The sequence below is a fragment of the Aliiroseovarius marinus genome (assembly GCF_004360145.1).
Taxonomy (GTDB): domain Bacteria; phylum Pseudomonadota; class Alphaproteobacteria; order Rhodobacterales; family Rhodobacteraceae; genus Aliiroseovarius; species Aliiroseovarius marinus.
Genome location: NZ_ML178718.1, coordinates 1 through 21,513, shown reverse-complemented (window position 1 = coordinate 21,513; position 21,513 = coordinate 1). Strand labels below are relative to the sequence as shown.

The following is a 21,513-nucleotide window of genomic DNA, read 5'->3' as shown; positions in this document are numbered from 1 at the left end:
ACGGCGTTAAGCGTTCCGCTTGGCGTCCCGTCGCTATGGCATCTAAAGGAGATCCCCCTTGGGCAACGCGAGAAATTTCGCCTTCTGGATTGTGCTCTTCGTGCTCATCCTGGCCTTGTTCAACCTGTTCTCGAACGGTCAGTCTGGGCTTGCATCGTCTCAGGCAACTTATTCGGAGTTTATCGCCGCCGTTGAGGGCGACAATGTAAAATCCGTCACGATTGATGGCGAAAAGCTGATCTATCAGGCTGGCGACGGCAAGATTTATCAAACCATCGCGCCGCGTGATGCGGAAGTTACGCAGTTCCTGATCGCCGAGGGCGTCGAGGTGACCGCCGAAGCGCAGCAGCAATCGGGCTTCATGAGCCTTGTAACGCTGCTTTTGCCGGTGGCTCTGCTGATCGGCTTCTGGTTCTTCATGATGAACCGGATGCAAGGTCGCGGGGGCGGCGGTGCCATGGGCTTTGGCAAATCGAAAGCCAAGATGCTGACCGAGCGCGAAGGTCGTGTGACCTTTGACGATGTGGCAGGCATTGATGAAGCCAAGGAAGAGCTGGAAGAGATCGTGGAATTCCTGCGCAACCCGCAGAAGTTCAGCCGCCTTGGCGGTCAGATCCCCAAAGGTGCGCTGCTTGTTGGCCCTCCGGGCACGGGTAAGACGCTCTTGGCGCGTGCGATTGCAGGCGAGGCAGGTGTGCCCTTCTTCACTATTTCGGGTTCTGACTTTGTTGAGATGTTCGTCGGTGTGGGTGCTTCCCGTGTCCGCGACATGTTCGAACAGGCCAAGAAAAACGCACCCTGTATCGTTTTCATCGACGAGATCGACGCCGTGGGCCGGTCGCGTGGCGCAGGCTATGGCGGCGGCAATGACGAACGTGAACAGACGCTCAACCAGCTGCTGGTCGAGATGGACGGCTTTGAAGCCAATGAAGGCGTGATCATTCTGGCCGCGACCAACCGTCGTGACGTTTTGGACCCGGCGCTGCTGCGCCCCGGCCGTTTTGACCGTCAGGTCACCGTGCCGAATCCCGACATCAAAGGCCGCGAGAAAATTCTGGGCGTTCATGCCCGCAAGGTGCCGTTGGGCCCCGATGCTGACATGCGCATCATCGCGCGTGGTACGCCGGGCTTCTCGGGTGCTGATCTGGCGAACCTCGTGAACGAGGCTGCGCTGATGGCTGCCCGTGTGGGGCGTCGTTTCGTGACCATGGAAGATTTCGAGAACGCGAAAGACAAGGTCATGATGGGGGCCGAGCGTCGGTCCATGGTTTTGACCGATGATCAGAAAGAGAAGACCGCCTATCACGAGGCCGGTCACGCTGTGGTTGGCCTGAAGTTGCCGCAATGTGATCCGGTCTATAAGGCGACCATCATTCCGCGCGGTGGTGCGCTGGGGATGGTTGTGTCCCTGCCGGAAATCGACCGCCTGAACTGGCACAAGTCGGAATGCGAAGAAAAGCTGGCCATGACCATGGCGGGCAAGGCTGCCGAAATCATCAAGTATGGCGAAGACAATGTCTCGAACGGTCCGGCTGGGGATATCCAGCAGGCATCGGGTCTGGCGCGCGCCATGGTGATGCGCTGGGGCATGTCCGACAAGGTCGGCAACATCGACTATGCCGAAGCGCATGAAGGCTATCAGGGCAACACCGCTGGCTTCTCTGTCTCGGCGCATACCAAAGAGCTGATCGAGGAAGAGGTCAAAGGCTTCATCCAGAACGGCTATGAAACGGCGTTCAAGCTTCTGAAAGAGCACGAACAGGAGTGGGAAAACCTTGCTCAGGGTCTGTTGGAATACGAAACCCTGACCGGCCCGGAAATCGAGCGCGTGATGAAGGGCGAACCGCCCCATGCATCCGACGACGATGACACGCCGGACGAAGGCAACGCCCCGTCGGTCGCCGCGATCCCGAAAACCAAACCGCGCAAGAAATCGTCTGACGATGGCGGGATGGAACCGGAACCCACCGCATAAAACACCAAAACCCCAGAGCGACGCTCTGGGGTTTTTCTTTCAGGTCGACACAAGCTGTGATTTGCGACGGCCGGCACGAACGGGCAGGGTGCCTGAAAACGATAGGAGTACCCATGCCTGCCTTGGTCCCCACCGACTATATTGCAACGATCACGTGGCTTGGGGTCACGCCGGATCGTGATGCCACCCTGCGCAGCGAAGCGCGCGATGTGGTTGATGTGACGTATGACGGGTTTGTCGGCGAAGCGCGTTCGGGACTGATGCGCGCGTCTTGTCCCCGGGTGACGAACCAATACCCGCAGGGGACCGAGATCCGAAACACGCGGCAGATCTCGATTCTGTCTGCCGAAGAACTGGCAGAGGTTGCGAAGACGTTGGATCTGGATGCACTTGACCCCGCGTGGCTTGGCGCATCCCTGATTGTTGAAGGTATTCCCGACTTTACCCATGTGCCCCCATCATCGCGTCTGATGTCGGAAAATGGCACTTGCCTTGTAATCGACATGGAAAACCGTCCCTGCAACATCACAGGTCGCGAGGTCGAGCGCGCCATGCCCGGACATGGCATTGGCTACAAACAGGCTGCGCAAGGAAAACGGGGGGTGACGGCGTGGGTTGAGCACGCAGGCGCCTTGAAAACAGGGGATCAGTTGCGCCTGTTCGTGCCGGACCAACCGGCTTGGAAGCCAACGCAGGGCTGACCGTAACAAATGCAAAGATCTTCGTGCTGTTTCGGAACCTTCGTTGCGGATCAGAAACGTCGCGTCAATGATCCGACGAAATCGGCGGCAAACATGTCGGATTTCACCCTGTGAGTCGGTTTTAGGATCGTTATGCAGAGGAAGATATTTGGCTGCAGCGCTAACAGGGATGCAGCTGCCTTGAACATGCTCTCGTTTCTGAAGGATCTGCCATGAGCTATAAATCTGACATCGAAATCGCCCGCGAAGCGAAAAAACGCCCGATTCAGGAAATCGGCGATAAGCTGGGCATTCCGACCGAACACCTGCTGCCCTATGGCCACGACAAAGCCAAGGTCAGCCAGGAGTTCATCAACTCGGTCCAGTCCAAAGAGGACGGCAAGCTGATCCTTGTGACCGCGATCAACCCGACCCCCGCTGGTGAGGGTAAAACCACCACCACCGTAGGTCTGGGCGACGGTCTGAACCGCATTGGCAAGAACGCCATGGTCTGTATCCGCGAAGCATCGCTGGGTCCGAACTTCGGTATGAAGGGTGGTGCTGCTGGTGGTGGTTACGCTCAAGTTGTTCCGATGGAAGAGATGAACCTGCACTTCACCGGTGACTTCCACGCCATCACCTCGGCGCACTCGCTGCTGTCGGCCATGATCGACAACCACATCTACTGGGGTAACGAGCTGGAAATCGACGAGCGTCGCGTGGCGTGGCGCCGCGTGGTCGACATGAACGACCGTGCTCTGCGTGACATCGTGTGTTCGCTGGGCGGCGTTGCCAACGGCTTCCCGCGTCAAACCGGTTACGACATCACCGTGGCGTCGGAAGTCATGGCGATCCTGTGTCTGGCCAACGATCTGCAGGACCTGCAGAAACGTCTGGGTGACATCATCGTGGCCTACACCCGCGAGCGTAAAGCCATCTACTGCCGTGACATCGGTGCAGACGGCGCAATGACCGTTCTGCTGAAGGACGCCATGCAGCCGAACCTGGTGCAGACGCTGGAAAACAACCCGGCCTTCGTACATGGCGGCCCGTTCGCCAACATCGCACACGGCTGTAACTCGGTCATCGCAACCAAAACCGCGCTGAAACTGGCCGACTACGTTGTGACCGAAGCTGGCTTTGGTGCCGACCTTGGCGCCGAGAAGTTCATGAACATCAAGTGCCGCAAGGCAGGCATCGCTCCGTCGGTTGTTGTTCTGGTTGCCACTGTGCGCGCCATGAAGATGAACGGCGGCGTTGCCAAGGCTGATCTGGGCGCTGAAAACGTCGAGGCCGTACAAAACGGTTGTGACAACCTGGGTCGCCACATCGAGAACCTGAAGGGCTTCGGTGTGCCGGTTGTGGTTGCCATCAACCACTTCGTCAACGACACCGATGCCGAGGTTGCCGCGGTGAAAGACTACGTGGACGGTCACGGTGCCGAAGCCATCGTGTCGCGTCACTGGGAACTGGGTTCGGAAGGCTCGGCTGATCTGGCCACCCGCGTTGCCGAAATCGCAGATGCTGACGTTGCCGCCTTCGCTCCGATCTATCCGGACGAAATGCCGCTGTTCGAGAAGATCGAGACCATCGCCAAGCGCATCTACCGTGCGGACGAAGTTCTGGCCGACGCTAAAGTGCGCAACCAACTGCGTGACTGGGAAGAAGCCGGTTACGGCGATCTGCCGGTCTGCATGGCGAAAACCCAGTACTCGTTCTCGACCGACCCGTCGCTGCGCGGCGCACCCACCGGCCACTCGGTTCCGGTGCGTGAGGTTCGCCTGTCGGCTGGTGCTGGCTTCATCGTTGTCGTCTGCGGCGACATCATGACCATGCCGGGCCTGCCGCGCAAACCTGCGGCTCTGTCCATCGGCCTGAACGCCGAAGGCGAAATCGAAGGCCTGTTCTAAGCAGGATAACGAAGGGCGGGGATATCCCGCCCTTCACTTTTAAGACCCCCAAAATTCCCGCGAAGAAGGAGAGGCCATGATTGGCAACACTGCCACTCTGATCGACGGCAAGGCCATTGCTGCCGATATGCGCAAAGATGTGGCCGTCCGCGCAGCTGAACTGACGGAACAGGGCTGGTCGCCCAAGCTTGTCTCGCTGTCCGTCGGTGACGTCGCCGCAGCCGAGCTTTACGTCCGCAACCAACAGAAATCGGCGGAAAGCGCCGGGGTCGAGTTCGAGGCGCGCAACTATCCGGCCGAAACCTCGCTTGAGCAGCTGACAGGTATCATCCAAGGCCTGAACGCAGACCCGCGCGTGAACGGCATTATCATTCAGCGTCCGCTGCCGGACCATATTCCGGTGAAGACCCTGCAAAAGCTGGTCCATCCGCTGAAAGACGTGGAAGGCATGCACCCCGCGTCCATCGGCAACATCGTTTATAACGATCTGGCGCTGGGGCCCTGTACGGCTGTGGCCGCTGTGGAAATCCTGAAAACGTTACCCTTGGACATGGAAGGGCTGAACGTCACCGTGATCGGCCACTCGGAAATCGTCGGCAAACCCATCGCCTTCCTGCTGATGGGGCTGGGCGCGACCGTGACCGTGTGTCACCACATGACCCGCTCGGTCGCGATGCATAGTCGCGCTGCGGACGCGGTCTTCGTCGCCGTGGGCAAGCCCGGTCTGGTGACCGGCGAGATGTTGAAACCCGGCTGCGCGGTGATCGACATCGGCATCAACCGCGTTGACGGCAAGACCGTGGGCGACGCGGATTTCGAAAGCTGCAGCCAAGTTGCCGGTTGGATTACCCCTGTTCCCGGCGGCGTTGGCCCCGTGACGGTTGCGACCCTGATGTCCAACGCGGTATTGGCAACGGAAATGCAGATGAATCACTATCGTGACGCCTATGCGCGTTCCGAATTTGACTGACTGGTAAGGAGAGCGTGATGACGGCTCAGATCATTGATGGCAAGGCGTTTGCCGCAACTGTCCGCGAGAAGGTCGCGGGTCACGTGACCCGCTTGAAAGAAGAAAACGGCATCACGCCGGGTCTGGCCGTGGTGCTGGTGGGCGAAGATCCCGCGTCTCAGGTCTATGTCCGCTCGAAGGGCAAGCAGACCGTTGAAGTGGGCATGAACAGCTATGAGCACAAGCTGGACGCTGACACCTCGGAAGAGGATCTTCTGGCGCTGATCGACAAGCTGAACAACGACCCCGCCGTACACGGCATTCTGGTCCAGCTGCCGCTGCCCGGTCACCTGAACGAAGACCTTGTGATCAACTCGATCGACCCGGCCAAGGACGTAGACGGCTTCCACATCTCGAATGTGGGCCTTCTGGGCACCGGTCAGAAGTCGATGGTGCCCTGCACGCCGCTGGGCTGCCTGATGATGCTGCGCGACCACCATGGCTCGCTGTCCGGCCTGAACGCTGTTGTGATTGGCCGCTCGAACATCGTGGGCAAGCCGATGGCGCAACTGCTGCTGGGCGACAGCTGCACCGTCACCATCGCACATAGCCGCACCAAAGACCTGCCCGAGGTCGTGCGCGGCGCGGACATCGTGGTTGCCGCCGTGGGCCGCCCGGAAATGGTGCCCGGAGACTGGATCCGCGAAGGTGCCACCGTGATCGATGTGGGCATCAACCGCATCGAGCGTGACGGCAAGAACAAGCTGGTCGGCGACGTGGACTTTGAGAGCGCCTCGAAAGTGGCAGGGGCCATTACGCCCGTGCCCGGCGGCGTCGGCCCAATGACCATCGCCTGCCTTCTGGCCAACACCCTGACCGCCTGCTGCCGCGCCAACGGCTTGGCCGAGCCGGATGGGCTGACAGCGTAACCTGAGGGTTTAAGAGAATTGAAGCGGCGTCAGGGGAACTTGGCGCCGTTTTTTGTTGGGATAACGAAGCAGTACACAACGTTTCCGTTTGCTTGGTTGTTGATATCCTTCAAAAGCGGAATGTTTGCATGCTAGAGTTTCGTCGTATTTCCGAAAGCTGAGATAGAGTTTTGACCGAAGACAACATTCAACTCGAATTGCCGGAACCAGTTTTTTCTTTGCTCAACACTTCACGTGGTGGCTTGCCGGCTGTCGTCGTTGTGAATGGTGCGTTACTGAATTTTCCACATCTCGAAATCTTCCCGTGGAGGCTGTCGATCAAGGTCAGCTATTCCGTTTTCGCGGAGAACGAGATGCCCACTGTGGGCGAGCAAGAAATACTGAATAGTATCAGCGATAAGATCGAAGCGGCAGTACTTGGTTCTCTAACTGAGTTTGGCTCGATCAATACTCTATTCGTCGCAAGAAGTACTTGGGCTGGTACTAGAGAACTCATCTTTCATGTTCACGATCCTGATAGAGCAGATAGCACACTTCAAACCCTGCTTGGGAATGAGGACTGGCGGCGCGATTGGGCCTACGAAATGCAACACGATCCGGAATGGAATGATGCAAGTGCGTTCTTGTATTTGTTCTCAAATGCCATTGGGGATGGCAACTAAATTCCCATCACAGGTTTTGATTCACTAGATTAGATTTGCTAAAAAACATACTTTATAGATCTAGCACACACTTTCCCCTCAATCCTTAAACTCCGCCTTCCGCTTCTGCATCCCGGCCATCACGGCCTCCATCTGATTGGGCGTGCCCATCAGCTTTTCTTGCGCTTTGCTTTCGGCAATCAGCGTGTCGCGAACACCCGTCAATTCGGTGTCGCGGATCAGGGCTTTGGCGGCGCGGATGGCGTCGGGGGATTTCGAGGCGATCTCGGCGGCGATGGCGTGGGCGCGGTCCAGAGGCGTGTCAGAGATTTCGGTCACAAAGCCCCAATCCAGCGCCGCGGGGGCCTCGAATTGCTCGGCGGAGTAGGTCAGTTTGCGGATCACGTCGCCCCGCGCCAAGCGGCGCATCAGGACCATGCCGCCCATGTCGGGGATGATGCCCCAGCGGCCCTCCATGATCGAAAACCGCGTGTCGGGGGCGGCGATGCGCATGTCTGCGCCCAGCATGATCTGGAAGGCGCCGCCGAACGCATAGCCATGCACAGCGGCGATCACGGGCTGAGGCATCTCGGCCCAGACCATGCTGGCGGCTTGGAAGAGGTTCGAGTTCCCATGCGTGCGTTCCAGAAACACGCCGCCCTGCATCGCGTATTGGGCGATCTTGGGCATGGCGTTCAGGTCCAGCCCAGCAGAAAACGCGGGCCCGTCACCGGTCAGCACCACGGCGCGGATGTCTTTGCGCGCGGCAAGGGTTTCGCCCGCATCCACGATGGCACGGATCATGTCCAGATCCAGCGCATTTCGCTTGTCTGCGCGGGTCAGGGTGACGGTGGCGACTTGGTTTTCTTCGGTGATGGAAACGCGGTCTGACATGATTTTATCCTTTGTGTTCAATGCACTTTGCGCCGTCAGGTCATGGGCGCGCAAGTCTCACGTCGCGGCAACCGGGATGTCGACGGGCACCATCGTTCCGATCAGTCGCGCGATGTGGGTGGTCTTGTCGCCGTCCTCGGCCCAAACGTCAGCCTCGACCGGGATCAGGCGGCGTCCGGCTTTGATAATGCGACCCTCGGCGATCAGGCGCTGGCCTTTTGCGGGCGCGAGGAGCTGGATTTTCATCTCGGCCGTCAGCACTTCTTGGTCCGGGCGCATGACGGACATCGCGGCATAGCCCGCCGCCGTGTCGCCCAAGGCGAAGGTCAGCGCCGCGTGGCCGAAATCATGCTGCTGGCGCATGTCATCATGGATGGGGCTGGTGATGCGAAATGTCCCATAGGCGCAGCTTTCTACCTCGGCGCCTGCAAATGTCATCAGGGACTGAGCCGCAAAGCTGTCGCGCAGGCGAATTTCGGTGTCAGGGGACAAGTCGGTCATGGCGGTTCCTTTCGCGATCAGCATAGCCCCGGAAGGCGACCGCGATATCAAAACGCCACGTCATAGGTTAGCGAGGCATCGGAATGGGTCGGGGTGGGGAGCCTGTGAGGACCGCGATCGCATCATCGCGCATCAGACCCGACAGGGCGGCATCGTCCGAGCGCAACCCGCCCGTATACGTCCCATAAGCGGGCAGGATCACGCGGTTGGCGTCAACCAGCATGCAGGGGCGGCTGACACCACCGCCACGTAGTTGAAGCCGCGCTTTGGGGTGGAAGTGGCCCGAGATCTCGCCGCTGGTGTCCTTGTGCGCGATGTGGCGGAAGGTCAGGGGGGGCTCGTGGAGTTCGGCCAGATGTGTTCCCCCGAACTCGACCGGACCGGGGTCGTGGTTGCCCTCGATCCAGATCCAGCGGCGGCCAGCCATTAGGCGGGTGATCCACAGTATTTCGTCTTCGGGCAGGTTTTGTGCGGCTAGCAGGTCGTCAAAACTGTCGCCAAGGCAGACGACGGTGGAGGCGTTGGTGTGGCGCAAATCCTCTTCCAACCGCCCCAGCGTGTCGCGTGTTTCATACGGCGGCAGCATATCGCCCGAGCGGCGGACGATCCGTTCGGATTTGCCCAGATGCAGGTCCGAGACGCAGAGGAGCGCGCGTTCAGCCCACCACAATGCGCCTGAGGGCAGAAAGGTCAGTTGCGTGCCTGCAAAGGTGAAGTGAAAGCCTTGAGTCATGGGTTCCTGTCCGCTTTATCCATCGGCGTTCTGGCCAGTTGCGATCAGGGTGGCAAGGCCGGATTGCTCCATCAGGCGGTCGGCTTCGGCCTGAAGAAGCGCCTCGCGGCCAGCGCCGTCGACGGGCACTTTGCCCACCTCAAGGAACAGAGGGGCGGCGAAGGGGGTGACCTGATCGGTGACAACGTGGTCGATGCGGCCCTGTGTGCGCTCCAGCATCTCGTCAATGCGGCCAAAGCCGATCAGGCCGCGCATCGCCTCGGTCCGGGTGATCTGGAGCAGCAGGTGGTCCGGATCGTATTTGCGCAAAGTGTCATAGAGGATGTCGGAGGAAAACGTCGCTTGCCGCCCAGATGACCGTTTGCCGGGCAAGTTACGGGTGATCAACCCGGCGATGGTGGCCGCGCCCTTGAAGCTGCGTTTCATCAGCGCATTGTCGGCCAGCCAGCCCTCAAGCCCGTCTTGCAACTGATCTGCATTCAGCACCTGCGCTGGGTCCGTCACATGGGCAATGGACCAGATCAGCGTGGCGTAATCCGTGGCGACGAAGCCAAGCGGGCCGAGGCCCAGCTCCTCCATTTGGCGGGTGACCATCAGGCCCAGCGTTTGCTGCGCGTTCTTGCCGGCAAAGCCGTAGATGCAGGTATGAGCGCGGTCGTCGTGGTCAAAGCTTTCGACAAGGATGCGGCCCGTGCGGGGCAGATGGCTGACCTGTGCCTGCAGGCGGATCCAGTCCAACGTATGCCGGGGCAGGTCGGGCAGGGTGGGACGATGGAGCAGGTCCAGGATGCGGACAGAGAGCTGTGTTGAGGTGGCGAATTTCGTCCCCGAGAATACAGCGAGCTTCGGCTTGCGGCCCCGGTCGCGGCTGACTTGCACCTCCATCTCGCGCAGGCTTTCGAACCGGACAATGTTCCCGCCCATCAGGAAAGTGTCGCCGGGGGTCAGAGACGCGGCGAAGCTTTCCTCGACCTCGCCCAAGGGCTTACCTGCGGACGCCCCAGACCGCCCCTTCATCCGCACTTTCAATGTATCTGTGTCGATGATCGTGCCGATATTCATGCGCACTTGCTGGGCAAGTCGCGGATCGCGCAGCCGCCACAGCCCGTCCGTGCGCTGCATCAGGCGTTGCCAGCGGTCATAGGCGCGCAGGGCATAGCCGCCGGTCGCGACAAACTCCAGACAGTCGTCAAATTGCACGCGGGTTAGGGCGCGGTAGGGGCCAGCGCCGGTGACTTCCGTGAACAAGGCGTCCGCATCGAAAGGGGCGGCGCAGGCGGTGATCAGGATATGCTGGCAGAGCACATCGAGCGGGCCGGGGCCGCGGGGGTCTCCGTCCAGATCATGGGCGAGCACCGCCTCGATCGCGGCGTGGCATTCAATCACCTCCCAGCGGTTGGCGGGCAGGATCAGTGCTTTTGATGGCGCGTTATAGCGGTGATTGGCGCGGCCGATACGTTGCACCAGACGCTTTACGTTCTTGGGGGCTCCGACCTGAATGACCAGATCCACGTCACCCCAGTCCAGCCCCAGATCCAGCGACCCGGTACAGACCACCGCACGCAGCTGGCCCGCGACCATCGCGGCCTCGACCTTCTTACGTTGTTCCAGCGCGAGCGAGCCGTGGTGGATGCCGATAGGCAAGCCATCCGTGTTGGCCAACCACAGCTCGTGAAAGAAGATCTCGGCCTGTGCGCGGGTGTTGTGGAAGATGAGCGTCGTTTTGTGCTGAGCGACCTGCAGCAGCACCTCTGGGATGGCATAGCGCCCGCCGCCGCCCGACCATGGGGGCGGGGTGTCGGTGGTCAGCATGCCAATGTCCGGGTCCGGGCCGGGGTCGGCATGGATGATGTGACAGGGGGCGGGGTGGGGCGCGACGAAGCGGGCAAGCGCGGGGGGATCCTCGACCGTTGCGGACAGCCCCACACGCCGCAGACCCGGACACATTGCCTGCAGGCGGGAGAGGCACAGCATCAGCTGGTCGCCCCGTTTGCTTTCTGCCAACGCGTGTAGCTCGTCGACCACAACGCGCTTCAAGCCCGCGAAGATGCGCGGTGCGTCCTCGTAGCTTAGTAGCAAGGCCAGGCTTTCCGGCGTGGTCAGCAGGATGTGTGGCGGGTCGGCGCGTTGGGCTTTCTTGCGGGTCTGCGAAGTGTCGCCCGAGCGGTCCTCGACCCGGATGGGCAGGCCCATGTCGCTGATTGGCGTGGTCAGGTTGCGCCGCATATCTGCCGCCAGCGCCTTCAGGGGCGAGATGTAGAGTGTATGCAAACCCGGTGCAGGATTGGTGCCGAGTTCAACCAAGCTAGGCAGGAAACCTGCAAGTGTCTTACCACCACCCGTCGGCGCGATCAGCATCAATGCAGGATCCCGTGCGCGCTCCAGCATCTGAACCTGATGCGGATGCGGCGACCAGTTGCGGTCGGTGAACCAGCTTTGAAACGCGGCGGGAAGGGACGTCATGCTGGCAGAATAGAAAATTCTAAGGCGAGGTGAAATTGCTCTTTTCGGCACGACGGAAAATCGCGGGACATTCGTATTACCCATGACGACCAAAGGAGTAATACGATGTCGACACTGCGCAAATGGGCCACGCCACTGACGGTGGGATCATTTCTTGTGATGGGCGTGACGGGCACGCTGATGTTTTTCCACATGAACACCATGTTGGGGAAGGTGATTCATGAATGGGCAGGGTGGTTGATGCTGATTGGTGTCGGGGCGCATATCCTGCTGAACTGGCGCGCGCTGACCACCTATTTCAAACGCCCGCTGGCGATGTGGATCATGGGTGTTGGGGCCGCGTTGACCGTCGCGACGATGCTACCAATCGGCGGCGCGGGCGAGCCACCCATTCGCAGCATGGTGATGGCTGTGACACAGGCCGACGAGGCGACGCTGATGGCCCTGTCCGGGCATGACCTGCAAGAGGGCCGAATGCTCTTGTCCGAAGCAGGCGTTGAGTTGCAGCCGGGGCAAAGCCTTGCGGACGCCACCGGAGGAGATTTCGGCCTGCAATCCGCAGCCATGTCAGCGTTGTTCGCATCCGGCGAGGATCACTGACCCCAGAATTTGCCGGTTCCGTCCCTGACCGGCAAAGAAAATCGGGCGGGATCTGACATGCAGAGCCCGCCCGGTTAATCGTCATTCGCTTAGTGAATGATCTCTTCTTCTTTGACGAACATGTTTTCCCACGCCCTGTCGATCAGTTCCGGCGACATCTGGTTGGGAATGCCTTCGAATTCGCAGATCGAGATCATCTGGTCGATCAGGAAGATCGGCTGATAGTTCGCATAGACGTTGTCAATCAGCGGGTACTTGTTCTTCAGAAGGTGGATCAGGGCCTCTTGCGACAGGGGCATCTTCCGCTTCTTCGCGACCATGGCAAAGATCTTCAGATAGTCTTCTTGGTCCGGGCCGTCGATCTTGATCTTATAGAAGATCCGGCGCAGTGCCGCCCTATCGAAGATCTTGTTCGGGTGGAAGTTGGTCGAGAAGATGACCAACGTGTCGAAGGGGACCTCGAACTTCTCGCCCGATTGCAGGGCCAAGATGTCCTTGTTTTCTTCCAGCGGAACAATCCAGCGGTTGACCAGCGCCTGCGGCGGTTCAGCCTGACGTCCAAGGTCGTCCACGATGAAAACGCCGCCAGTGGATTTCAGCTGGAGCGAGGCGGTGTAGGTCCGCGCCGTGGGGTTATAGACAAGGTCCAGCATGTCCAGCGACAGTTCACCGCCGGTGATCACAGTCGGGCGGTCACACAGCACATAGCGGCGGTCGTATTTCCGGGCCTTACGGCGCAGCGAATCCGGGTTGTCGAAATCCTCTTCGGCCGAGGAATGCACAATCGGGTCATAAACGGTGATGATCTGGCCCGAATACTCGATCGCTTTCGGAACATAGATTTTGTCCCCCAGCGCATCCCGGATCCCGTTCGAGATCGAGGACTTGCCGTTGCCGGGCGGGCCATACATCAGGATCGAACGTCCCGAGCCAACAGCGGGCCCAAGCTGGTCCAGCAGGTTGTCGGGCAGGATCAGATGTCCCATCGCGCCGGTCAGCTGATCGCGGGTCATGGTGATGTTGCGGATCGACTGGCGTTTCACCTGCTTGGCGTAGACTTCCATCGGGACGGGCATGGCTCCGAAATATTCGGACTGCGACAGCGCATCCAGCGCGCGCGCCTTGCCGGTATCGGACAGACGGTATCCCATTTCCGAGCTTTGCGCGCCGGCATGCATGGTCCCCATCGCCTCGATCAGGCTGAGCTCACGCCCCATGTCGATCAGCTCTTGCACCACGCGGGCGGGCACGCACAGGACACGCTCCAGATCGGTGATCCGTTCCAGATTGGTGCGGAACATGGTCTTCAGCAGGATGTCCCGCATCATCACCGTGGTCAGACCAAGGTCGCTTGCAGTTTTCAGGCCCGGAGGCGCAATCATATCAGCCTGTTGCACATTCATTTTCTTTGCCCGATCATTCGTTCAGATTATTCCATTAATCCGTGTATATATGCACCTGTATAGCTTACAAAGCCTTGCCAGAGAATACATTGACGCTAATCTGGCTACAAAAAAATGAGGGCAGGGATGAGCGCAAATAGTGGTAAGATTTTGGCGGTCTTCATGGCCGTTCTTCTGGCGGCGTATGCAACCCTGACCTTTTTGAAAGGCGGGTTCTTTATCGGAAAGCACGAAGGGGACACGCTGCACCTGCTGCAAATGTTGTTTCGGATGCAGGGCGGGGACTGGCCGCATTTCGATTTCGTCACCCCGATCGGCATCTTGGCCTTCGCGCCCATTGTCGTCTTCCTGAAAGTTGGATTTGGTGCCGGGCAGGCGATTTTGGCAGGCCAATATCTTGTGGCCTTGGCGCTGTTTCCTTTCATCTGGTGGGTGGCAAGAAGCCGGTTCTCGGGTGGCTGGACCTATCTGTTTGCGGCGACAATCCTGATTTTCTGCGTGGCGCTGGTCCATGGCGAGGCCGTGGACGCGGTCTCGGTCTCGATGCACTACAATCGCTGGGCTTGGGCTGCGGCCTTCTTGGCCATCACGGTCGCCATGATCCCGTCAAGCGGCACCCGCAGCGCGTCCATCTCTGACGGGGTGGTGGTCAGCACGATGATGGTCGTGATGGCGCTGATCAAAGTGACGTATTTCGCGGCATTCTTCTTTCCGGTTCTGATCGGGTTGTTGGCACGTGGGGCAGGGCGCACCGTGCTCTGGGCGGTCATCAGCGGGGTCGTTGCTGCTGGATTGGCAACGCTGGCAGTTGGGACGCCAATCTTCTGGTTGGCCTATCTGCAGGATCTTCTGAACGTCGCTGGATCCGAAGTGCGTCCCCAGCCGGGGCGCGATTTCGGCTATGTAGTCAGCGCGCCCGCCTATATCGGGGGGTCCCTGATCATTCTGGTGTCGGTGGTTCTGATGCGGCAAGCTGATCGCAAGCCCGAGGGGCTGATGCTGTTGCTGCTGGCACCTGCCTTCTTCTATGTGACCTACCAGAATTTCGGCAATGATCCCCAGTGGTTGTGGCTTCTGGGCCTGCTGCTGTTTGCGCGACTTCCTGATGCGGGACTTCGAAACGGATTTGGCTGGGAGCTGCGGCAATCGGTAACGCTGTGCGCCATTGCAGCACTGGCGCTTGCCACACCAAGCTTCATGAACTTGACGGCAAGCCCGTTGCGTCATCTGGCCACGGATGTCGAGAAGTACGAGCCCTTGATGCCCGGTTCCGGCCCGCATGAGGACCTTCAGACATTTGCTCCGCGTGCTTTCCAGCTGGACTTCCGTGCGGCGATGGATGGCGAGGGCACGGCGTTTGCACAATATGCCGAGTATACGGATCGGGATAAGCTGGAGGTCACCTTCCAAGGCGAAGACATGGCCTATTGTACGCTGGAATTGGGGCTGGTCGGATGGTTTGAGACCGTTGCCAATGACATCGCCAGTTGGGACGGCGGCGAGGGTGCTGCGCTGTTTACAGCAGACCTTCTGTCCAGCTATTGGCTCTACGCCGAGCTGGCGCCTCTGAAGCGCGGTGCGCCTTGGTACTATGGCGACTTGTCGGGGATCGAGAACGCGGATTATCTGCTGGTGCCCAAGTGCCCCTTGTCGGCCCCAACACGCAAGGCCATCCTTGATGACATCTCTGCACAAAGCTGGGCAGACAGGGTGACCGAGGTACGCCGGACCGAGCTATATACGCTCTACGCCTTGCCCGGGGAAAAGGCCGAGCCGGTTGAGCGCAAAGCCGATACCGAGGACGAAACCTCGTAGAGCGGCCGTTTACGTTGAAGATAGAAAAGAAAAACCCGCAGCCGACAGCTGCGGGTTTCTTTTGTTGTGTAGGCTGGATGTTAAGCGCCGTAGAGTAGACCACAAATCAGATAGGTCAGGAATGTCAGGCAGATGCTTAATCCCATCGGATAGTCGCGACGTGACCAGCTTTCCCAATCCGGCGTCATCTCTCGCAAGGGTTTGATGCGGCGCAGAATTCTGTGCACCGTGAACCCGATAACGATCATTGCGGCAAAGATGGTCGCCACAAGGAATGTGTCCTGTACGGCGACGAAGGGCGCAATGGCTGCTGCAAACTTGGCATCGCCAGCCCCCAGCATGCGTGCCGCATTCATCAGAAATCCAAGGACAAGAATGACTGCAAAATGCGACCACCGCCACAGATAGGCGGTCAGGTCCAAGGCAAAGAAGCCCAGAACAGCAAAACCGATCAACAAGACCATGACGGCCTTGTTGGGGATCTTCATGCGGGACATGTCCGACCACATCACCCAAGCGGACACCGGAAGGGCGAGGGGCAGGAACAGCATCGCTGCCCATTGTGTCAGGGTTATGTGCATGCGCCTTACCCGTTGGAGACGTTATTTTCCAAAGCTTCAAGCGCGCGTGCCGCGGCCTCGAAATGCTGTGGATGGGTGTCGATCGCTTCCTGCAGCAGACCTTTCCCGATGGTCACATCGCCTTGCTTGATCGCGGACAGTGCCAGCGTATGCAGAAGCTGCGCGCGTTCGATCTGGGTCATCGAGATGACGGGCAGGTCATACTTGCGCTGCGCGCCGCGTGCCAGGATCAGGTTGTTCTTGGTGGTGAAGCGCTTGGCATCATAGCTGAGGGACTGGCTGAACAGATCTTCTGCGCCTTTATAGTCTGCGCGCGTCAGCTTGGAATAACCCCAGTTGTTCAGAACGGTCGCCGGGTTCGTCGTCAGGCCAACCGCGGTCTCATAGAAGCTGTCGGCTTTCTTCCATTCTTCATTGCTGTCAGCAATCATCGCCTCCAGTCGGTAGCGACGGAATGTTTCGTGTGTCGGCGGGATCTTGTCCAGCTCGGCCTCGGCTTGCTCCCAATCCCCTGCACGGATCAGTGCATCCGCCAACGAGACACGGTCTTCGTTGGTGGCGCCGGGAAGTGATACGACCTTCTTCCAGGCACCAACGGCTTCCGACGGGCGCTTGGCGCGGACAAGCGATTGTCCAAGGCCACGTTGAAGATCAATGCGATCAGGGTTCTGCTGAACGGCGCTGCGGAAATAGGCTGCGGCTTCGTCAGCGTCTCCGACCGTCAACATGATGTCGTTCAGGTTACTTTCATCGATGACATTCAGATCAGCCATCGCACGTGCGACGTCTTCACCTTCACCCTTGGTTTTTTGACATGCCGATAGGGCCAAGGCGCTGCTTACGCAAAGCACAAGTAGAGTGGAGTGGCGCATGTTCGCGTCCTTTACTGCTCGTCTCTCCGTCTAGATTTCGGACAGTAGCAGGTAGTCACCCGAGCCTCTCCGAACCAGCGAAAATGTATCATTATTGGCTGGATCATAGTCCGGATTGCCTTGATTGGCGAGCGCTAGGCGCAAATTCTCTCGAATTTCGGCAGATTGGCCACGATCTAGGCCAAATGCGATCTCGAAAGCACGGACCGCTTCGCTGACTTGGCCAGTTTCCATCAGCACAACGCCTAAATTGTTCCAAGCCGGCGCAAAGTTCACATCCACCTGAGTGGCCCTGCGCAACAGCTTCTCGGCTTGTCCCAGCCGACCAAGTTGCAAATTCGCGGACCCAAGGGCTGACAGGACGTCGACGGTGAACCCGTGTTCGACGGCCGCCCGCTTATAGGCCTTCAGCGCAAGCTCATGTTCGCCCGCTGCCGTCAGGCGGTGACCGACGATCAACCCGTCGACCGAGTCTTCCAGCGTGCCATATGTGCCGGGGGCGTAGGGGCTGTCAGGCGCGCGCCCGAAGCCGGTGGAGTTGGTTTGACACCCGGCCAGCACCATGGCCGAGGCGACCACGGTCAGCATGCCGACACGCCCCAAGGCTGCGCGCAAGCCGGTGTGCTTCGGAAGGGCAGGGCGCTGGATCACAGGATGTTCCTTTCCGTACCGGAAGTGGCGTNGGCGGCGCTACCGTGGTCCAATATTGCGCCGCCCTTTATAAAAATTAAAACGCCAGACAAAATATGTTCCAACAGCAATCAAGCCAAAAATCGCATAGAGTTTCTGCGTCAAACGAAATAGCCATAACACTATTGTCAATCCAACCGCTGACATGAAAAATAGAAAAAGCGAAGTAACAATCATTTAACTCACGCCTAGCACCCATAGTATTTGACTGTCCGTCGTTGGAAGAAATGGCTCCCTGAACTAGAAGAGTTTGGCTCATCTTGTTGGTTAGATTATGCGGCGTTCTTGCAGTTATGCAAGCGCCGGGTTTCGATTGTCTTACGTTTGATCCTTTCGCGTTGTTTCAGAATGGCTTTGTCACCGCCGAAGTGAGCTGCCCCCCGAAATTCGGACACTGACGTAAGCTACGATTTGTTGTCTGCTGATCTTCGACGAGAAGGAGATCAGAGATGTCGAAACGGAAGCAGCATTCGCCTGAGTTCAAGGCGAAGGTAGCGCTTGAAGCGCTGAAGGGTGAGCAGACGGTGGCCGATCTGGCGAGCCGGTTCGGGGTTCATCCAACGATGATCCATCAATGGAAGCGGGCGTTGCTGGAAGGTGCGTCTGGCGTGTTCGAGCGCGGCAGCAGGAAAACCCCCGAGATCGACGAAGAGCAGGTGAAAGAATTGCACGCCAAGATCGGGGAGCTGGCTGTGGCCAACGATTTTTTGTCACGAAAGCTCAAACCGTGGACCGGCAAGTGAGGCGCGACATGATTGAGCCGAACAATTCCACTTTGTCCATTGGGCAGCAATGCAGGTTGCTGTCGATCTCGCGCTCGTCATTCTATTACAAGCCTAAGGGCGAGACGGAGCAGAACCTTGGCCTGATGCGGCGGATTGATGAGCAGTTTCTCGAGACGCCGTTCTTCGGTGTCCGCCAGATGACTTGGCATTTGCGCAACGACGGCCATTTGGTGAACGAGAAACGGATACGCCGCCTGATGCCCCTTATGGGGCTGATGCCGATCTACCAAGAGTCCAACACCAGCAGGCCGACGAAAGGGCACAAGACCTATCCCTATCTGCTGAGAGGTCTGCGGGTGGAGCGTCCGAACCAAGTTTGGTGCAGCGACATTACCTACATTCCAGTGAAGAGCGGCTTCCTGTATCTTGTTGCCATTATGGATCGGCACACGCGAAAGGTTTTGTCCTGGCCCATCTCGAATACTCTGGAGGCGGACTTCTGCGTTGAGGCACTGAACGAGGCCATCCACAAGTTTGGCACGCCGGAGATCATGAACACAGATCAGGGTAGCCAATACACGGGCTCGGATTGGATTAAGACGCTGACGAAGGCCGATATCAAAATCTCTATGGATGGGCGTGGCCGCTATCTGGACAACATCTTCATCGAGCGGCTCTGGCGATCCCTGAAGCAGGAGGCGGTCTATTTGCACGAAATCGATAACGGCTTTCATGCCAAGCGGATCATCGATGACTGGATGGGGTTCTACAACAGCGAACGCCCTCACACCGCCCTCGACAAGCGCACGCCTGACGCGGCATACTTCGAACAAAGTGAAACACGAAACGCGGCATGAAAATAAAACAGATGCATCTTAGCAGAGCCGCAAGCCTGTCCTAAAAAGCAGGACCACTTCAAACAGACACATAGAGAGAAGAGCTAAACACAGCGTCAAACACAAACAACACAGTAGGGCGGCCTTCGGGTCGCCCTCAGTGTTTGTGAGGCACAAAGATGTGGCTCTGCATTTGAACTATGCCTGTAGATGCTTTGAGCAACCAAAAAGCAGCTGACACACTGTGATCCGTATTTGTGTGATCTAAGCTCAAAACGCAGCGTAGCGCAGTAACCCTAGTTGCTCGCTACACTGGCAGCAAAGCAGCATACCCTGGGCCCTACAGCCTGCGTACAGGCGGTGTATGACGCCACAATGTTCAGCTGCCGGATATGGGTCCCTGGGTGCCTTGCGGCTTAAGGCGATCAAAGTCCGCCTGAGATGTTGCAGTTGATGTAGCTGAGGGCATGCCACCACCCGCAGCGTCTGGCCCCACCTGTTGTTGACTTGGCACATTCGACTTTGCAACAGGTGGAGCTGCAATGGCTTTGCCAATACGTGACTTTGGCTGTTTCTTGGCTTTGACGTCGCCACCTTTGAGGCGTGTCTCAAGCTTGTTGGCCAAGAAGCTTGTGGTGTTGGCAAAGACCTTAATGTCTTCAATGGCTTGATCCAGCTGAACGCTACCTGAAGCCTTCTCAATCACATCTATCAGTCGGCGTAGTTCCTCGCGGTCAGTCATGCGTATCACCAATTAAGGCGAGCGGGGGTAGTAAAAGGCCACCCCAAAAGCATAAGTACTTCCCTATAAAAAACCGCAGCGCAGATTTTTGCGGCTGCAAAACCCGTTTCGGATAGCGGATCATACTGCCATCCGTTCTGGCGCGCGCCACACGGCTTCTGCTTGCGTAGCTATGGCCGTGTCACAAAGTGCCTTAAGGTTTGCCAAACGCTCACCCCATGCTTGATGATCTTGCTGATCACTAGCCGCCAATCGCGCTGCATAATACCCAAGCTTACTTGAGCAGATGCTCAGCGTGCCCACACTAGGTTCGGTGTTGTGATAGCGTAGCACGCGGATATAGCCCTCACTGCGCCCTGAGCAGCCTCATCTGACTGGTCCAGTTTGATTGTTAGTGCATCGTTGGCCTCTGATCCATCGGTATGATGGTTTCGGGAGCTGGTGGTTTGTAGCCCAATGCACTGTGGGGCCTTTTTGTGTTGTAGTGTTTCCTCCATTCCTCGATCAGTATTTGGGCTTCGCGCAGACTGTAGAATACCTCACCATTGAGCAGTTCATCTCTCATCCGCCCATTGAAGCTTTCGCAATATCCATTCTCCCAGGGTGATCCTGGCTCGATGTAGGCTGTCTTTGCACCAACTGCAGTGATCCAATCCCGAACAGCCTTAGCAACAAATTCTGGGCCATTGTCGGAGCGTATGTACTTCGGCGCACCGCGTAGGATGAACAGATCCGTCAGGGCGTCGATGACATCTGCAGAGTTCAATTTGCGCTGCACCTTGATTGCCAGGCATTCACGGCTGTGCTCATCAAGAATGTTCAGCGTGCGGAAGACCTTGCCATCATCTGTTCGGCAATGAACGAAGTCATAGGACCAGACATGGTTGCGGTACTCAGGCCGCAGCCTTACGCATGATCCATCATTCAGCCAGAGCCGTCCCTTCTTTGGTTGTTTCGCTGGAACCTTCAGCCCCTCTCGTCGCCATAGTCGTTCAACACGACCATCGCTGACAGACCAGCCTGCATCTCTCAGCAAAGCGGCAATCCGACGATACCCGTATCGACCAAACTGACGAGCCAATTCAATCATATCCGCAACCAGCCTGTCTTCGTCTGGGCGACCTCGGGGAACATGCCTTTGTGTCGAACGATGTTGTCCCAACACGCGGCAGGCTCGGCGCTCAGAGATTTTGAACTGGCTGCGTACATGATCAATGCAGGCCCGGCGACGAGCGGGGCTCAGAAGTTTCCCCGAGCCGCTTCCTTCAGGATCAATTTGTCCAACGTCAAATCCGATACAGCTCTTCTGAGCCGTTCATTTTCCTTCTGAAGCCGCTTCAGCTCTTTCAATTGATCTACGCCCATTCCACCGTATTTCTTTCGCCAGCGATAATAGGTTTGTTCAACAACACCGATCTGTCTGATTGCATCCAGACGCGACATGCCTTGCCCCATCAACACCTCAACCTGCCGTAATTTCGAGACGATCTCTTCGGGCTTCGGTCGCTTGTTTGCCATTCTTGGTCCTCCGTTTCCTAAACATAGGGGCGGACCAGTTCAGTTGGGGAGGCTCA

19 protein-coding genes and 1 pseudogene are annotated in these 21,513 nt (G+C 58.2%); 9 read left to right on the top strand and 11 right to left on the bottom strand.

The window, feature by feature from the left end; genetic code table 11:
• Positions 1-58 precede the first annotated feature (58 nt).
• The 6 genes from ftsH (at position 59) to EOL43_RS09095 (ending at position 7,105) form a co-directional block, all read left to right on the top strand.
• On the top strand, positions 59-1,975 hold the full coding sequence (gene ftsH, locus EOL43_RS09120; RefSeq protein ID WP_133487773.1) for an ATP-dependent zinc metalloprotease FtsH: 1,917 nt from the start codon (positions 59-61) through the stop codon (positions 1,973-1,975).
• A gap of 113 nt (positions 1,976-2,088) precedes the next feature.
• Positions 2,089-2,676, top strand: coding sequence for an MOSC domain-containing protein (locus tag EOL43_RS09115; protein WP_133487771.1), 588 nt, complete (start codon positions 2,089-2,091; stop codon positions 2,674-2,676).
• Positions 2,677-2,888: 212 nt separating this feature from the next.
• Entirely contained in the window at positions 2,889-4,565 is a 1,677-nt protein-coding gene (locus EOL43_RS09110; RefSeq protein WP_133487769.1) for a formate--tetrahydrofolate ligase, read from the top strand.
• 76 nt (positions 4,566-4,641) lie between these two features.
• Positions 4,642-5,535: a bifunctional 5,10-methylenetetrahydrofolate dehydrogenase/5,10-methenyltetrahydrofolate cyclohydrolase gene (locus EOL43_RS09105; protein ID WP_133487767.1), complete on the top strand. Its 894-nt coding sequence runs from the start codon at positions 4,642-4,644 to the stop codon at positions 5,533-5,535.
• Between the two features lie 17 nt (positions 5,536-5,552).
• The gene (gene folD / locus EOL43_RS09100; RefSeq protein WP_133487765.1) at positions 5,553-6,443 is read left to right on the top strand and encodes a bifunctional methylenetetrahydrofolate dehydrogenase/methenyltetrahydrofolate cyclohydrolase FolD; all 891 of its coding nucleotides are present in this window, start codon (positions 5,553-5,555) and stop codon (positions 6,441-6,443) included.
• Positions 6,444-6,613: 170 nt separating this feature from the next.
• On the top strand, positions 6,614-7,105 hold the full coding sequence (locus EOL43_RS09095) for a DUF695 domain-containing protein (RefSeq protein ID WP_133487763.1): 492 nt from the start codon (positions 6,614-6,616) through the stop codon (positions 7,103-7,105).
• Positions 7,106-7,183: 78 nt separating this feature from the next.
• Here EOL43_RS09095 and EOL43_RS09090 read toward each other — a convergent pair whose 3' ends face one another.
• The 4 genes from EOL43_RS09090 to EOL43_RS09075 form a co-directional block, all read right to left on the bottom strand.
• Positions 7,184-7,978 (bottom strand): crotonase/enoyl-CoA hydratase family protein, encoded by a 795-nt coding sequence (locus EOL43_RS09090; RefSeq protein ID WP_133487761.1) that lies wholly within the window; start codon positions 7,976-7,978, stop codon positions 7,184-7,186.
• A gap of 57 nt (positions 7,979-8,035) precedes the next feature.
• Positions 8,036-8,470 (bottom strand): PaaI family thioesterase, encoded by a 435-nt coding sequence (locus tag EOL43_RS09085; protein ID WP_133487902.1) that lies wholly within the window; start codon positions 8,468-8,470, stop codon positions 8,036-8,038.
• A 76-nt stretch (positions 8,471-8,546) separates the two neighbouring features.
• A complete protein-coding gene (gene pdeM, locus EOL43_RS09080) occupies positions 8,547-9,212 on the bottom strand; it encodes a ligase-associated DNA damage response endonuclease PdeM (RefSeq protein ID WP_133487758.1) in 666 nt (221 codons plus the stop codon).
• Positions 9,213-9,227: 15 nt separating this feature from the next.
• Complete coding sequence (locus tag EOL43_RS09075; RefSeq protein ID WP_133487756.1) at positions 9,228-11,675, bottom strand: ligase-associated DNA damage response DEXH box helicase; 2,448 nt, start codon at positions 11,673-11,675, stop codon at positions 9,228-9,230.
• Between the two features lie 105 nt (positions 11,676-11,780).
• On the opposite strand from EOL43_RS09075, the gene EOL43_RS09070 reads away from it, so the two are divergent.
• The gene (locus EOL43_RS09070) at positions 11,781-12,275 is read left to right on the top strand and encodes a DUF4405 domain-containing protein (protein ID WP_133487754.1); all 495 of its coding nucleotides are present in this window, start codon (positions 11,781-11,783) and stop codon (positions 12,273-12,275) included.
• Positions 12,276-12,364: 89 nt separating this feature from the next.
• On the opposite strand, the gene EOL43_RS09065 is transcribed toward EOL43_RS09070, so the two are convergent.
• On the bottom strand, positions 12,365-13,678 hold the full coding sequence (locus tag EOL43_RS09065; RefSeq protein ID WP_133487752.1) for an ATPase: 1,314 nt from the start codon (positions 13,676-13,678) through the stop codon (positions 12,365-12,367).
• A 126-nt stretch (positions 13,679-13,804) separates the two neighbouring features.
• Here EOL43_RS09065 and EOL43_RS09060 point away from each other — a divergent pair, with 126 nt between their 5' ends.
• The gene (locus EOL43_RS09060; RefSeq protein ID WP_133487750.1) at positions 13,805-15,493 is read left to right on the top strand and encodes a hypothetical protein; all 1,689 of its coding nucleotides are present in this window, start codon (positions 13,805-13,807) and stop codon (positions 15,491-15,493) included.
• Between the two features lie 80 nt (positions 15,494-15,573).
• On the opposite strand, the gene EOL43_RS09055 is transcribed toward EOL43_RS09060, so the two are convergent.
• From EOL43_RS09055 to EOL43_RS09045, 3 genes are read right to left on the bottom strand one after another with little or no spacing between them, the layout of a single operon-like run.
• The gene (locus tag EOL43_RS09055; protein WP_133487748.1) at positions 15,574-16,074 is read right to left on the bottom strand and encodes an A24 family peptidase; all 501 of its coding nucleotides are present in this window, start codon (positions 16,072-16,074) and stop codon (positions 15,574-15,576) included.
• A 5-nt stretch (positions 16,075-16,079) separates the two neighbouring features.
• Positions 16,080-16,946, bottom strand: coding sequence for a tetratricopeptide repeat protein (locus tag EOL43_RS09050; protein ID WP_133487746.1), 867 nt, complete (start codon positions 16,944-16,946; stop codon positions 16,080-16,082).
• 30 nt (positions 16,947-16,976) lie between these two features.
• Entirely contained in the window at positions 16,977-17,510 is a 534-nt protein-coding gene (locus EOL43_RS09045; RefSeq protein WP_133487900.1) for a tetratricopeptide repeat protein, read from the bottom strand.
• A 575-nt stretch (positions 17,511-18,085) separates the two neighbouring features.
• On the opposite strand from EOL43_RS09045, the gene EOL43_RS09040 reads away from it, so the two are divergent.
• Positions 18,086-19,218 (top strand): IS3 family transposase gene (locus EOL43_RS09040; RefSeq protein ID WP_420867508.1). Its coding sequence is split into 2 segments (ribosomal slippage): positions 18,086-18,353 and positions 18,353-19,218, totalling 1,134 coding nucleotides; the frame shifts between segments, so codons are not numbered across the junction.
• A 358-nt stretch (positions 19,219-19,576) separates the two neighbouring features.
• Here the strand turns inward: EOL43_RS09040 and EOL43_RS09035 are convergent.
• The 3 genes and pseudogenes from EOL43_RS09035 to EOL43_RS09030 form a co-directional block, all read right to left on the bottom strand.
• Complete coding sequence (locus EOL43_RS09035) at positions 19,577-19,939, bottom strand: hypothetical protein (protein ID WP_133487744.1); 363 nt, start codon at positions 19,937-19,939, stop codon at positions 19,577-19,579.
• A gap of 120 nt (positions 19,940-20,059) precedes the next feature.
• A pseudogene (locus EOL43_RS15610) lies at positions 20,060-20,284 on the bottom strand (DUF6626 family protein); the annotation flags it as partial.
• Positions 20,285-20,330: 46 nt separating this feature from the next.
• Positions 20,331-21,457 (bottom strand): IS3 family transposase gene (locus tag EOL43_RS09030; RefSeq protein WP_133487742.1). Its coding sequence is split into 2 segments (ribosomal slippage): positions 20,331-21,193 and positions 21,193-21,457, totalling 1,128 coding nucleotides; the frame shifts between segments, so codons are not numbered across the junction.
• Between the last annotated feature and the right edge of the window lie 56 nt (positions 21,458-21,513).

Coding starts and splice junctions, on each gene's coding strand:
- EOL43_RS09115 (WP_133487771.1), top strand. CDS start 2,089: ATGCCTGCCTTGGTCCCCACCGACTATATTGCAACGATCACGTGGCTT.
- EOL43_RS09110 (WP_133487769.1), top strand. CDS start 2,889: ATGAGCTATAAATCTGACATCGAAATCGCCCGCGAAGCGAAAAAACGC.
- EOL43_RS09105 (WP_133487767.1), top strand. CDS start 4,642: ATGATTGGCAACACTGCCACTCTGATCGACGGCAAGGCCATTGCTGCC.
- folD (WP_133487765.1), top strand. CDS start 5,553: ATGACGGCTCAGATCATTGATGGCAAGGCGTTTGCCGCAACTGTCCGC.
- EOL43_RS09090 (WP_133487761.1), bottom strand. CDS start 7,978: ATGTCAGACCGCGTTTCCATCACCGAAGAAAACCAAGTCGCCACCGTC.
- pdeM (WP_133487758.1), bottom strand. CDS start 9,212: ATGACTCAAGGCTTTCACTTCACCTTTGCAGGCACGCAACTGACCTTT.
- EOL43_RS09075 (WP_133487756.1), bottom strand. CDS start 11,675: ATGACGTCCCTTCCCGCCGCGTTTCAAAGCTGGTTCACCGACCGCAAC.
- EOL43_RS09070 (WP_133487754.1), top strand. CDS start 11,781: ATGTCGACACTGCGCAAATGGGCCACGCCACTGACGGTGGGATCATTT.
- EOL43_RS09065 (WP_133487752.1), bottom strand. CDS start 13,678: ATGAATGTGCAACAGGCTGATATGATTGCGCCTCCGGGCCTGAAAACT.
- EOL43_RS09060 (WP_133487750.1), top strand. CDS start 13,805: ATGAGCGCAAATAGTGGTAAGATTTTGGCGGTCTTCATGGCCGTTCTT.
- EOL43_RS09055 (WP_133487748.1), bottom strand. CDS start 16,074: ATGCACATAACCCTGACACAATGGGCAGCGATGCTGTTCCTGCCCCTC.
- EOL43_RS09050 (WP_133487746.1), bottom strand. CDS start 16,946: ATGCGCCACTCCACTCTACTTGTGCTTTGCGTAAGCAGCGCCTTGGCC.
- EOL43_RS09045 (WP_133487900.1), bottom strand. CDS start 17,510: ATGGTGCTGGCCGGGTGTCAAACCAACTCCACCGGCTTCGGGCGCGCG.
- EOL43_RS09035 (WP_133487744.1), bottom strand. CDS start 19,939: ATGACTGACCGCGAGGAACTACGCCGACTGATAGATGTGATTGAGAAG.